Genomic DNA, 12,891 nt, shown 5'->3' on the forward strand with positions numbered 1-12,891 from the left:
CGAACCCTATAGCCATACCTCATCCATGCCCAGTCTAACCAGTAGGGAGTTTTGCGGCCTGTTTACGTAAGCTCATGTAGTCACTGACTTGTCTGGTCCACCACAAGAAGGAATAGGCAATGACCGTCAAGGCTGTAAGTAATAACGATGCCAACTCGCCGGCAGGCTCGGAGTCAGACAAAGCCTGGAATCAGGCAGTGGAAGATGCCAAGGAGGTCGGCATCCGCTGGGAACGCCCTAAGGACGATACGCGTTCGGCGCAGGAAATCATCGACGACAGCCCGCTACTCAAACATCTGGGCAACCAGAGCGGGGTGAAGGACAAACTCAAGGAGCGGGTGGGCGATTTCGAGAAGGACGCTGACGCCGCATACCGGGCTGTCCAGGTGCTTGAGCATGTAGTGAAGATCGATGAAAACGGCAATCGCATCATCGGTGACAGCAATGTCGATAATGATCGAATCGATGGATTCACCAAAGGGGGCGATGCAAAGCACGGTACTGAAGCTGGCCGCCTACAAGACTTTGGCAAGTATGGGTTCTCTTTTTTGAAGGGCGAGCTCCATCAGGTCTCTTTAGCTGGTAATAACGATAAGGCTCGCGAGCAGGCAGAAGCGCTGGGTATCCGCTGGGAGCGGCCGGAAGGTGATGATCGCTCCGCGCAAGACATTATTGATTCCAATCCCTTGCTCAAGAACCTGGGCAACCAGAGCAACGTGAAAGATATGCTCAAGGAGCAGGTAGGTGATTTTGAAAAGGACGCCGATGCGGCCTACCGGGCTGCACAAGTGTTGGAGCATGTAGAAACGTTGGACGCCTCTGGTGAGAAGATTGCCGGAAAAGACGTGGGCAATGGCAGTATCAATGGCTTTACCAAGAGTGGTGAGGCGAAGCACGGCACTGAAGCCGGTCGGCTGCAGGATTTTGGTAAGTACGGCTTTTCTAGCCTGAAAGGTGAGCTCAAGGACCCTGCAGCGGTAGCGGGTGACAAGCAGGCCCGTGAGCAGGCCGAGAAGCTGGGCATCGTATGGGAGCTGCCTCCGAACGATAAGCGCTCGGCCCAGGATATTATCGACAGCGATCCGCTACTCAAGAATCTGGGAAACCAGAGTGGCATCAAGGATATGCTCAAGGAGCGAGTCGGCGATTTTGAAAAAGATGCCGATGCAGCCTACCGGGCTTCACAGGTGCTCGAACACATCGAGCGCTACGACGGTGAAGGCAAGGTTCTTTCTGGTAGCGATATTGGCGATGGCAAGATCAATGGCATCACCAAGGGCGGCGAAGCAGAAAATGGCACTGAAGCCGGCCGACTTCAGGATTTTGGCAAGTACGGTTTCTCCAATCTCAAGGGGCCAGAGCTTACCGAGGAGGGCAAAATCGATTTTGCCCGCGAAAGTGCAGGCCTGCCACCGGATACCGAAACGGATGTCGCCAACCTGGAAACCACCACAACTGATCCAGCGGACAAGAACCGTAAACTTACAGTGAGCGAACTGACGTGGCAGAACCTGCTCGCCGATTGGAAAAAGGGAATCGACAACGGCAGCATTGCCAAGGACGATGACCGCGCCAAGCTCTATAACGCCTTGCGTGCTCAGAGCGCCAGCGAGAACGGGTTGGACATGGTCGTGCTGGACATGTCGATGGGACAGGGTACAGCCAAGGTGAGCGGTAAAGACCTGTCTTCCATCATTGATAAGGCCAAGGTGGACGAACAGGTCGGCAAGCTCTTCGGCTCGGAAAGCGTACAGAAGGATTTCCAGGCTCAACAAAGTAAGGCCCTGGACGCACTGCCGAACAAGGACGCGGTGCGCGAAAAACTCGAGACCATGGCCTTCTCCGAGGAGTACTCGCGTTATATCGCCGAACTCAAGAAGAATGGCAAGGATGAACTGGCGGAGGCTGACATCGGCAAGACCTATGCTTCGCTGGCGGCCTTCGACCCGGACAAGGCTGCGCAGTTTTCCCAGCACATGATGATCGACGCCACGACAATTGATCTCGACAAGTTGCTGGCCGATCCCTCGGGAATCAACGACGAAAACACAGTTCTAGCTACCCAGGACACGATCAAGACGCTCCTCACCGCACTGAAAAAAGGCGGTATCGACATATCGCGGCGCACCGTGGAAACCGAGCGCTTCGTACAGGAGTTCCTGGGTAACAAGCAGACTGCAAAAGCATTTGGCGAAGCACTCAAGGAATTGGGGGCGACCTTTAGCAAGAACGGGGTCGTGACGGCGGATGACATCAACAAGGTTATGAGCAAAGACGTCTACAAGACCTTGGGTGAGGGCGCCCATGGCAGCATGCTCAAGACCATTACCGAGCTCAACGGCAACGGTGCGTTGGGGTCTGCAGGTGGTCTGATTTCCCTGGCTTCCGGGATCTACCAGATTGCAGGCAAGGGCGGCACGCTGGCGGATACTCCAGAGGAGCGTCTGGCGATTGCAAAAGACTTTGTCAGTGTCCTGGGCGCAGGGCAGCACTTCGTGAACCTGGGCAGTAATATCGTCGATAGCATCTGGGGGACCAAGATCAACCAGATGATGGGGTTGGACAAGTCCTTGCCGCAGATCTTTGGTAAGGATGTACCGGAAGGTTCTGGCAGAAACCTGAGCCTTGTGGAGGGTGATCTGAAAAAGATCTATGAAGGCTTCAACGCAGCGATTGATGCGGCCCCTGTTCCCGATCAGCAGAAACTTGCAGCAAAGATGGATCTGACGCCGGAGCAATGGACAACGCTGAACGAAGGCTTCCGTGACGGTTTTGCCAAAAATCCGGGGCTTAAGGGCAGCACCCCTACCAGCCGTGGCGTTTCGGCATTCCTGCGGGTCATGGATGCAGGCGCTAATACCTTCACCGGGGTCGCTGACATTGTGCTGGGTGGCTTGAAGATCAAGTCAGGTCTTAACAGCAACGACAAGGTCGCCGTGGCGCAGGGTGCTATTACTGTTGCTGCGGGCGCCTTCAACTTTGCCGGTGGCGGCGCACAAATGGCCGCGGTCATGGGAGCCAACGCCGCTCGTGCCCTGGCGGGGCCGCTCCTATGGGTTGGCGCAGCATTGACGGTGGCGCTGACGCCCTTCCTGATCGTCGAGGACATCAAGCACAACAACCGCATGAATGCTCATCGCGAAGATTTGCAAAGCCTGATCAACGATCTGAATGATCAGAACCTGCTCACCGCCGATGGTAAACAGCGCTTCGAGTTTCTGGATGAATATATGTACAACTACGGCCAGCGTGACGCACCGGAAGAGCTAAGTATCTTCGAGTACCGTGAAGAGGAATATGAGTTCTTTGCAGACGGAGGGCATTTGCCGTCGCCCGGTTTCGACGACGTCGAGCATGAAGATTACAAGGGGGATGGTGCCAACCTCGATACACAACTGGCGTAAGCGAATAGCGATGAGTCGAATCAAGGACAGAGCTGCGACTCATAGCAAAACAGCAAGGCGGGCCAGGGAAAGGCCCGTCTTGCTGCCTGCCTTACTTGACGCCCGCCTGTAGCGGCGTTATGCCCTGCGGCCTAATCATCTACCCCCTATATAAGTGGCACCTACCAGTCCGAACAAGCTGCTAGTCAAGAGCATGACAGGGACACCTGCATTGATCTGGATTTTCAAGCGCCCTACGGATATCCGGCGTATCGTGAGACGGTCTTGCACATCGCCTGGAGAAAGCATGCAAGACCGCAATATTGAGCGATTGGCGCAAGCCGATCAGCCCTTGTGGTAGCTTGGCGCAAGTTTGTAGACTGAGGTATTCAGCCCCTCGAAGCGTGCCTTGAGTTGGAGAGCCAGATACAGAGAATAATGTCGGGACTGATGGAGATTGCCCCCATGGAACCAGAGGTTGTCTTGCTGGGTAGGCTTCCACATATTACGCAGCTCTCCCTCGTATGGGCCTGGATCCTTGGTGGTACCTGACCCAAGCCCCCAGCACCGGCCTACTTTGTCAGCCACTTCTTGTGAGATCAGCTTGGCGGCCCATCCATTCATCGAGCCGTAGCCGGTGGCATAGACGATAAGATCAGCCGGTAATCGGCTACCATCGGTCAGGACTACGGCGTCTGGCTCGATATGATCGACGCCCAGTCCTTTCCCGCTCTTGAGCTTGATAGTGCCATTGGCGATGAGCTCCGACGCCCCAACATCAATGTAATAGCCTGAGCCGCGGCGAACATATTTGAGGAAGAGGCCGGACTCATCGTCCCCAAAGTCCAACATGAAACCGGCTGCGCTTAACCGCTCATAGAAGTCCTTGTCTCGTTCCTTCACACGGTCGAAGGCCTTGCGATGGAATTCAGGCAGCACACGGTAGGGCATGGAAGCGAACAGCATGTCGGCCTTGTCTGCCGTAATCCCCTGCTCAAGGGCATCTTCGGAGTAGAGAGGGCCAAAGACGATTTCCATCAACGAATCGGAGCGTACGATATGGGTGCTGGAGCGCTGCACCATGGTGACGTCCGCACCGTTTTCCACAAGATCGGCGCAAATGTCATGGGCCGAGTTGTTGGCCCCGATAACGACTGCCCGTTTGCCACGCCAGGCATCGCCTCCTGGGTGTTGGCTGGAATGATACTGCTGTCCGGCAAACGTCTCAGCGCCGGGGTAAACGGGAACATTAGGTACACCCGACATACCGGTCGCCAGAATCAGCTGGGTAGGTTTAAGCGTAATCGGTTTGCCGTCACGTACCACCTCTACGGTCCATTGCCGCGCAGTCTCGTCATAAGAGGCTTTGACGCATTCGGTCTTTGCCCAGTAATTGAGCTCCATGACTTTGGAATACATCTCCAGCCAGTCGCCGATCTGATCTTTGGGCGTAAAGACGGGCCAGTGATCAGGAAAAGGCAGGTAGGGCATGTGGTCGTACCAGACGGGATCATGCAGGCAAAGCGACTTATAGCGACCACGCCATTGATCGCCCGGTCGTTCAGCCTTGTCGACGATCAAGGTAGGAACGCCAAGGCGCTTGAGCCGTGCGGCAAGCCCCAGACCGCCTTGCCCACCCCCGATGATCAGGCAATAGGGTTGTTCGGTGATACCCAGTGCCGCCTCCTCGTCACGGCGTTTTTCCAGCCAGTTGCGCTTGTCGGCATGACCATGTCCATGCGTTGCACCCATGGGGCGCCGCCGCCCGGAAGGCTCCTCGAACCCTTTGAGTTCACGCATGGTGGTGAGGAGTGTCCAGCACAGCCCGTCTTTGAGCCGCACATAACCTTTACCACGAGCAACGTCTGTTTCCAGACGGATCCAGCCTTCGAGTACACCGTCGGTTAGAGTCGCCTCGCCCTCCAGCGTCCAGTGATCAGGTTGGGTCTGTTCGAGGCGCTCCTCAAGCATTTCACGAATCGCGGTTTTGCCCTCCAGCGTAATCAGGTTCCAGCTGAACAGCACCAGATCACGCCAGTGGCAGTCATCGGCAAACAGCTCGAGTGTGCCATCGATGTCTCGTGCAGCAAGGCGGTTGCCGAAGCGCTCTACCCAATTGGAGAGCTGGGCTGTCGGGGATTGCGCTTGAGATACGGCTGTAGGATCAACATGAATATTCATAGGTGTCTCCTCCCGGACTAATTGTTGTTGTGCGCAGTCCGCCCCGGGTCGGCAAGTCCGCGTCGGCTCAAACAGGTCTGTCGTGACGGGGTTAGTTAAACCGTGCAACGGGCAAGAGGGTGAGGGCTTCCCGGTACCAGGCATGCTGGCGTAGGAGGGATTGTTCAGCGGGCGTAGCGTGCTGCTCCCTTGAATCGATAATGGATGGCCTTGGCGTACCGTATGGCAGGGCGAAAACGTTCCTGGTGCAGAAAAAGGCGTAACGCATGAATGGACTCTCCTGATCGTTGTTGTTGTACAGGGGAATACATAGGAGAGTGGAGCAAGGATGGGGCCAGGTTTGGAAAACGCTTACCTGCTGTGGTGTTGCCGATACGGTTGTGGCTATCCCAAGTCAGCCCGTGTATCGGTCATGGCCTAAGGGGGTGACATTTTGTATCGCTTCTGGCCTACCGGCCTTGGAGGCTTGAATGACCTACACTAAACATTGCACCTTGCCGCCTGCATAGGGAGAACAACAAGAATGTCCCAAAGGCCTCATACTTCAATACCTCCTTTTTCAAAAGCACTAGACAGCTTGCCTTCAGGCTCTACAGACCCGGTTGTCGTACGCTCCTGGCAGCGCTGCCTTGAGCACTACCAGCTGGATCCTGCCAGTCCCCAGGCACCTTGCGTCATAGAGCAGCCGCGCCTGATTGATCACCGAGAGCCGCTGTGTAACCTCCTTGGCTTGGCCCGTGGGCAGATGAACACCCTTTACCAGCAGCTGGGCGGGGCAGGACACACGATCTTGTTGACCGATGCCCAGGGGGTGGTGATTGAAAGCGTCTTCCATGAGGCAGAGCAAACTCTGCTCGAGCGTGCTGGCCTGTGGCTTGGTGCGGTATGGAACGAAGATATCGAGGGGACCAACGGGGTGGGTACCTGTCTGGTTGAGCGCCAACCCATCACGATTTTTCGGGAGGAACATTTTCGCAGTCGCCACACGGGTTTGACTTGCTCGGCGATGCCCGTCTTTGATCCGGCCGGAAACCTCCAGGCGGTACTCAATGTTTCTACGGTTCGCGAGCAGCAATCGCGGCAGAGCCAGTTTCATACGATGGCGCTCACGACACTTTCGGCAAAACTGATCGAAAATGGCTTTTTCCTGCAGCATTGTAAGCAGGACTACCTGCTGCGCTTCCATACCCAGCCCGAATTTCTCGGTCTGCTTAGCGAGGGGCTCCTGGCATTCGATGGAGGGGGCCGGATTACCGCAGTTAACGAGCCGGCCCTGAACCTACTGGCCACCCGCCGTGAGGCGTTGCTGGGTCAGTCGCTGGAAGGCGTGCTCGACATCAGACTCGATGAGCTCCTGGCCTATGCGCAGCCGCAACCCAGTACCTATTGGTCGATATGCACCTTGAGCGGCGTGTTGCTCCATGCACAGGTACGGGGCATACAGCTGCGTACGGTTGTAACGCCTCCGCCGGTTCGCCGTGCAAAGATCGAGGGGCTATGTCTCGCCGATCATGCACTACATGCGGCGTTCGATCGGGCGCTCAAGGTGTTGGAGCATGATGTGCCGGTTCTTCTCTATGGGGAGACCGGGACTGGCAAAGAGGCTTTCGCTACTGCGCTGCACCGTGCCAGTTCACGTGCAGGCAAGCCATTTATCGCACTCAACTGTGCGGCCATTCCCGAGGCGCTGATCGAGAGCGAGCTGTTTGGTTATTGCGGCGGAACATTTACCGGTGCACGTAAAGAGGGCATGGCAGGCAAGCTCCAGCATGCCAATGGCGGCGTCCTGTTCCTTGATGAAATTGGCGATATGCCGCTTGCCCTGCAGACCCGGCTACTGCGTGTTCTAGAGGAACGTCATGTCGTTCCGTTGGGAAGTACCACACCACAGCCGCTTGATATTCGCCTGATCAGTGCCAGCCATCGAGACCTCAAGGCGATGGTGGCGGCGGGTCAGTTTCGGGAAGATCTCTATTACCGACTGACTGGCCTGCAAGTCACCCTGACGCCTTTGCGAGAACGAAGCGACAAGGCTGAGCTGATCGATCATCTGCTCCGAGAGGAGGCTCGTGGCAAAGAAATTCGAGTGGAACCGGCAGCTAGGCAGGCGCTACTGGCGCAGCCATGGCCCGGCAATATTCGTCAGCTGAGAAACCTGTTGAGAACGCTTGTAGCCTTGAGCGAAGGGTGCTGGATCGGCCTCAGGGATGTGGCAGCCGTTCTGCCGCTGGAGACACCTGCAGAAAATGCATGTAACCCTTTGGGAGCAGCGGAGCGTGATGCTCTAGTTGCAGCCTTGCAGGCTGAGCACTGGCATCGGGGGCATGTGGCTGAGCGGCTCGGTATCAGTCGCAATACGTTGTACCGCAAGCTCCGTAAACACGGGCTGATCAACCGTTAATTAAGGTGGCATCTCTCACATCAACCGGAAGGCACCAGGCCGATTAACGGCTACATTAAACGGCTCATCATTCCAGATTCGCCTTGCCCCGATTGTGACAATCGGGGCGCGCTTGAGAGTTGGTTTTCTCGTCTATACGACCTTCACGAGACTATCTACTGACAAGCGGCCTGCCCAAGCTCTACCAGCTTTCCACCTTGCCCCATTTTTGTTGCATCCACCACTCTGACAAGCTTTGCAGGCGTACCGTACTGTTTGGCACTCAGGCAAACGGATTCGGCCAGCCGGAACTGCAAGGTATGATCATCAACAACGCTTACCTGCAGCAGGGACGGTGTAACCCAGCGGGCTTCCTTGATAGGGCTTTTCTTGTTCGAGACAAGTGCATGAATCAGTTGCTGCCGCTGAGCGACATCAGTATTTCCTGCTTGAGCCTCGCGCGGAGTTGAAGCGGCACGAAGCCCGAGATAACCCAGGGCAGCGCCTACAATCATGAGCAGCAACAGTACTTTCCTGGCTTTCGACATCGTTAGCGGTTCACCCCAGGGAAACAGGTCAGTCATCTCGTCTGCAATCAGGCAGGGCAAATCGTTTACCCCGTCATCAATGCAAGCTCCGGCTGAAGGCTATGGTGTACGAGACAGACGCGTAATCTATCCGCCGATACAGACATCGAGCGTTATAGGGCTTGGACATGCGTCCTTTTTAAAGATTTTTTCTATCGGTCCGATAGAGAGTGTGATGCCTTGCAAGGGCAGCCTTTGGCTGCGCACATCCTGCTTAACGTGCAGCCATAAAAGCACGACGGTAGGTAATCGACTGAGCTTCGTACCATTGATATCGAAGCAGACTCTGAGGTGAACATCGTGCTCCGAAACATCCCGTTGGGTTTCAAGCTACTGCTGATTCTCATATGCCCTCTTCTCGGCTTCCTCTGGCTCGCGACGGCAAAGGTAGTTAATAGCTACCAGACTTTCCAGGAGATGAATCGAACGGTGGAAGCGAGCACGGTTGCCCAGAAGGTAAGTCAGTTAATTACCGTGCTGCAGCGTGAGCGCGGCGCAAGCGGTGTTTATCTGGGTAGTAAGGGAAATGCAATGCGGGATGTGCTGCCTCGCATGCGCCAGCAGACGGATGAGGCTATGGCGGCCTTGCGCGCGCTTTCTGGAAGTGCCAGTGAGATTCGCGACGCTATGGCTGCATTGGATGGTCTGAAAGCCACCCGTGACCAGATCGATACGCTGGGCATCACCAACCGTGAATCAGGCTCGCGGTTTACCAAAATTATTCAAACGCTGATTGGATTCACTCACTCATTGGAGCGCGGTGTGAATGAGCCATCGCTTGCCCGAGCGTTATCCTCGCTTAATGAATTCATCGAGATGAAGGAGCGGGCAGGTCGTGAGCGGGCCATGCTAGGTGTCGTGTTCAACCAGGATCGGTTCGACTCTGATCTGCTATCGGCTTTCAGCCGTAACCTGGGTGAGTTTTCCGCCTACTCCGAGGCCTTCAGACGTAACGCGTCTGAGGCGCTTGTGCGAAAGCTTGATGAAAAAATGCAGCAGCCCAGCGCGCTTGAGGTCGCACGTCTGCAGCGTCTGGCGTTCGAGACGCCGATCGGCCAGTCACTGGGTGTGTCTGCCGAAGGATGGTTCAAAACCTCGACGAGCCGAATCGATCTGATGGGCGAAGTAGAGGAAGAGTTGGGACAGCAGGTGGGCGCCCTGGCGGCCAAGGCGCAACATCATGCGTCAGCCGCTCTGTGGACAACGCTGGGTGCCGCAGTGCTTGCGCTGTTGGTCGTCTCGGTGTTGTCCTATCTGATCATTCGCAACATCAGCGTTGCCGTTAAAGCGGTAAACAAGGCGCTGCTGGCACTTTCGCAACGCGATCTTACTGCGCGATCCGATTACAAGGGCAAGGACGAATTTGGCGAGATTACTCATAACCTCAATCGTATGGCTGACGAGTTGGGTCAGGTGATTCAGGAGATTGGTAACGCCACCACGCAGGTGGCGACGGCCGCGGAAGAATCCTCAGCGGTCACGCTTCAGACCAGCAAGAGCATTGAGCGTCAGCGCCAGGGTACTGAGCTTGTTGTCACTGCGATCAACCAGATGAGCGCGACCGTGCGGGAGGTGGCTCAGAGCACCAGCGATGCCGCCAGCATGTCACAAGAGGTCAACCAGAGCACAAGCCAGGGGCGACGTGAAGTGGAAAGCACGATCAGTGTCATACGCGAACTGTCTGCGCAGGCCGATCAGACCGCAGCCATCATCAGCGACCTGAAGCGAGAAAGCGACTCCATTTCCACGGTGCTTGATGTGATCCGCGGCATTGCGGACCAGACCAATTTGCTGGCGCTCAATGCGGCCATCGAAGCGGCACGGGCCGGCGACCACGGTCGGGGCTTTGCAGTGGTGGCTTCCGAGGTACGTATGCTGGCCCAAAAGACACAAGAGTCTACTGGCAATATTCAGCAGATGATTGCAAACCTGCAGACAGGCTCTGACCGCGCTACTCAATCGATGCAGGAGACTGTAGGCAAAGCTCGCGCAGGCGCCTCCAACATCGAGCGGGCCGGTGATATGCTCACCAGGATTGCCGAGGGCGTAGCCAGTATCAACGATAGAAATCTGCAGATTGCTGCGGCTGCGGAAGAGCAAAGCGCCGTAGCGGAGGACATCAACCGCAACATCGTGGAGATCAACGATGTGGCTATCCAAGTCAGCGCAGGTGCCGAGCAGACTGCCGCAACCAGTCTGGAGCTGGCGCGTCTGGCTGAGCACCAGCAAAAGCTGGTAGGTCGGTTCAGGTTGGCGTAAACCGCACGTGTAATCGATTGACTCGTTTTGCTGAGCTACGCTTGGTTATCGTTATTAGCCGATCCGGCTAATGTTTGAGTCATCTGAACGTTTGTCAACGACAGACGTTCAGGCTCAACAGGCGGGTATCAAAGACGTTATCTTTAAAAGACAATCAGCTGCCTGCCGGTTACTGTACCGGCAGTGCTCTTATGGCGACCTTGTTTATTTATCAGCCGGTGCCGCCTGAGAGGAGCCTGACTGCGCGGTATCGGATCCCTTATTCCGACTAGGTATCTTTAGCTTTGTCCTTCTTATTGGCCTCATGATGGCCAACCGCGCATCCTGCCGCCGCACCTGCACTGTCGTGATGTCCGGCAACATGGCTGGCAGCGCCTCCTACAACAGCTCCCGTGATCAGCTCAAGTGGATGGCCCTGCAAGTCCTTCGAGGGATAGGGCAGCCGCGTCTGTAGCAAGCGGTCTCCAGACGATTGCGGCACAACATGAAGAGGTGTCGGCGGGCGGAAAAAAGTGTTTGACTTAGAGCGCACTCTAACCTCTAGGATCCTCTCCATGGACTCGATTTTAACGATAGATGAAGTTGCCAAGCGTACTGGTCTGACGGCTCACACGTTGCGCTACTACGAGCGTATCGGGTTGATTGCGCCTGTTGGCCGAGCCCCTGGCGGCCAACGGCGTTACGCAGCATCAGACATGGCCTGGATCAGTTTTCTTTTAAGGCTGCGTACCACCCAGATGCCTATCGGAAAAATGCTGACCTTCGCAAAGTTGCGTGCTGTTGGAGACTCAACCGTATCCGAGCGCCGTCGCTTGCTGGAGGATCACCTGGCGGAGGTACTTGCCCAGATCGAGGCCATGAAAAAGTCTGCCGATGCCCTGCAAGCCAAGGTCGAGCACTACCAAGCGCTGGAGCATTCCTGACATAACCCTTAGCTACCATGGAGAGACGCCTGATGAACACTGCAACGCGCTATGAACGCGGACTTGAGAAGTTAAAGGAAATCGATGGTGAGATAGGCGAGCGCGTCGTTGCTAGTCTTGCTGACATCGCTCCGGACTTTGCACGCTATCTAATCGAGTTTCCGTTTGGAGACATCTACTCTCGTCCCGGTCTTGACCTTAAAAGTCGAGAAATTGCAGTGGTGGCGGCGCTCACGGCCATGGGGAATGCAGCGCCTCAACTCAAAGTACATATCCAGGGCGCGCTGAATGTAGGTGTTTCGCGTGAAGAAGTCATTGAAACCATCATGCAGATGGCGGTCTATGCAGGCTTCCCAGCGGCATTGAACGGACTGTTCGCAGCCCGAGAGGTCTTTGCATCGCTAGATACTTTGGATCAACCAGTAGCGGAACCAGAGCATTAAGGTCGCCAAGGCTTGGGTATTCATAAAGACCGTTTGATTCAAAGCGTTTCACGCATTCAATGAAGCCCTACAAGTGCTGTCCAACGATAGGGTCATTTAGGACCCCACTCGAGGTGTATATGAATACTCAACCAATCGACACATGGCGGATGCAGGGCTCTGATCCATTAGGTCCGGGTGATGAAGTAGGTGCGAACGATGACGAGATGGCACCACTGGACCCTGACCAGGCACCTGACGAGGCCGATGAAGAAGGTGGCATCTGATAGGGGGTTTACCTCAAGTCCTGCCAACGCAAGGCTTGAGGTATCAGATTAACGGTCGTATTGTTAATACAGTATTTGATGTGAATCCTGTCACAACATGATATCTCTGCGCAGCAGCAATCGCTGCTCCTGCAGAGGCATCATTATGGTCAGGTCAGGCGGTGGTTTCTTGGTAAGACAAGGAACCGCATTAGCGGTAGGCGCAGCTGTTCTTTTTCTTTTATTTGGCATTATGGGTTGGGTTCTTGAATACCTGTCCTTTGGCATGATGTGTATGCCAATAGCGCTGGGAATTGGGATTCTGACCTTTTTATGTTTAGCGACGATTACCTATAGCCTGCTGGACTGATCTGCGTAGATGAACGCTCGGTTTTATGCCGAGCTTTTTATTGTTCAGCTAATTAGACGAGCGGAAACGTTGGTGCGAACACCTCTTGATTTGACGACTCCAAGTTATAAGGCCGCTTTG

At 55.4% G+C, this 12,891-nt stretch carries 9 protein-coding genes; 6 read left to right on the plus strand and 3 right to left on the minus strand.

What is annotated here, in order from left to right; translation table 11 throughout:
* Positions 1-119 precede the first annotated feature (119 nt).
* Positions 120-3,404, plus strand: coding sequence for a hypothetical protein (locus EAW52_RS26235; RefSeq protein WP_218567889.1), 3,285 nt, complete (start codon positions 120-122; stop codon positions 3,402-3,404).
* A gap of 324 nt (positions 3,405-3,728) precedes the next feature.
* On the opposite strand, the gene EAW52_RS21315 is transcribed toward EAW52_RS26235, so the two are convergent.
* Positions 3,729-5,564 carry an NAD(P)/FAD-dependent oxidoreductase gene (locus EAW52_RS21315; protein ID WP_122043968.1) on the minus strand — a complete coding sequence of 612 codons (1,836 nt, stop codon included), beginning with the start codon at positions 5,562-5,564 and terminating at the stop codon, positions 3,729-3,731.
* A gap of 523 nt (positions 5,565-6,087) precedes the next feature.
* Between EAW52_RS21315 and EAW52_RS21320 the strand changes: the two genes are divergently transcribed.
* Positions 6,088-7,965 (plus strand): sigma-54-dependent Fis family transcriptional regulator, encoded by a 1,878-nt coding sequence (locus tag EAW52_RS21320; RefSeq protein ID WP_218567890.1) that lies wholly within the window; start codon positions 6,088-6,090, stop codon positions 7,963-7,965.
* 155 nt (positions 7,966-8,120) lie between these two features.
* On the opposite strand, the gene EAW52_RS21325 is transcribed toward EAW52_RS21320, so the two are convergent.
* Positions 8,121-8,528 carry a hypothetical protein gene (locus EAW52_RS21325; protein WP_162997674.1) on the minus strand — a complete coding sequence of 136 codons (408 nt, stop codon included), beginning with the start codon at positions 8,526-8,528 and terminating at the stop codon, positions 8,121-8,123.
* Positions 8,529-8,831: 303 nt separating this feature from the next.
* Between EAW52_RS21325 and EAW52_RS21330 the strand changes: the two genes are divergently transcribed.
* Positions 8,832-10,790: a methyl-accepting chemotaxis protein gene (locus tag EAW52_RS21330; RefSeq protein ID WP_122044883.1), complete on the plus strand. Its 1,959-nt coding sequence runs from the start codon at positions 8,832-8,834 to the stop codon at positions 10,788-10,790.
* 268 nt (positions 10,791-11,058) lie between these two features.
* Here the strand turns inward: EAW52_RS21330 and EAW52_RS21335 are convergent, their stop codons facing one another.
* On the minus strand, positions 11,059-11,247 hold the full coding sequence (locus EAW52_RS21335) for a hypothetical protein (protein ID WP_122043971.1): 189 nt from the start codon (positions 11,245-11,247) through the stop codon (positions 11,059-11,061).
* Between the two features lie 97 nt (positions 11,248-11,344).
* Between EAW52_RS21335 and EAW52_RS21340 the strand changes: the two genes are divergently transcribed.
* From EAW52_RS21340 to EAW52_RS26010, 3 genes are all read left to right on the plus strand, one after another.
* A complete protein-coding gene (locus EAW52_RS21340; RefSeq protein WP_122043972.1) occupies positions 11,345-11,713 on the plus strand; it encodes a MerR family transcriptional regulator in 369 nt (122 codons plus the stop codon).
* Between the two features lie 32 nt (positions 11,714-11,745).
* Complete coding sequence (locus EAW52_RS21345; RefSeq protein ID WP_019364671.1) at positions 11,746-12,156, plus strand: carboxymuconolactone decarboxylase family protein; 411 nt, start codon at positions 11,746-11,748, stop codon at positions 12,154-12,156.
* Between the two features lie 119 nt (positions 12,157-12,275).
* On the plus strand, positions 12,276-12,422 hold the full coding sequence (locus tag EAW52_RS26010; protein WP_010798786.1) for a hypothetical protein: 147 nt from the start codon (positions 12,276-12,278) through the stop codon (positions 12,420-12,422).
* Positions 12,423-12,891 lie beyond the last annotated feature (469 nt).

Origin of the sequence: Pseudomonas sp. LTJR-52 (genome assembly GCF_003691465.1) — a bacterium.
In the GTDB taxonomy this organism is placed as follows: Bacteria; Pseudomonadota; Gammaproteobacteria; order Pseudomonadales; family Pseudomonadaceae; genus Chryseomonas; species Chryseomonas luteola.

Bases quoted from the DNA above. Each gene is read 5' to 3' on its own strand.
- EAW52_RS21340 (WP_122043972.1), top strand. From the start codon at position 11,345: ATGGACTCGATTTTAACGATAGATGAAGTTGCCAAGCGTACTGGTCTG.
- EAW52_RS26010 (WP_010798786.1), top strand. From the start codon at position 12,276: ATGAATACTCAACCAATCGACACATGGCGGATGCAGGGCTCTGATCCA.
- EAW52_RS21320 (WP_218567890.1), top strand. From the start codon at position 6,088: ATGTCCCAAAGGCCTCATACTTCAATACCTCCTTTTTCAAAAGCACTA.
- EAW52_RS26235 (WP_218567889.1), top strand. From the start codon at position 120: ATGACCGTCAAGGCTGTAAGTAATAACGATGCCAACTCGCCGGCAGGC.
- EAW52_RS21325 (WP_162997674.1), bottom strand. From the start codon at position 8,528: ATGACTGACCTGTTTCCCTGGGGTGAACCGCTAACGATGTCGAAAGCC.
- EAW52_RS21345 (WP_019364671.1), top strand. From the start codon at position 11,746: ATGAACACTGCAACGCGCTATGAACGCGGACTTGAGAAGTTAAAGGAA.
- EAW52_RS21315 (WP_122043968.1), bottom strand. From the start codon at position 5,564: ATGAATATTCATGTTGATCCTACAGCCGTATCTCAAGCGCAATCCCCG.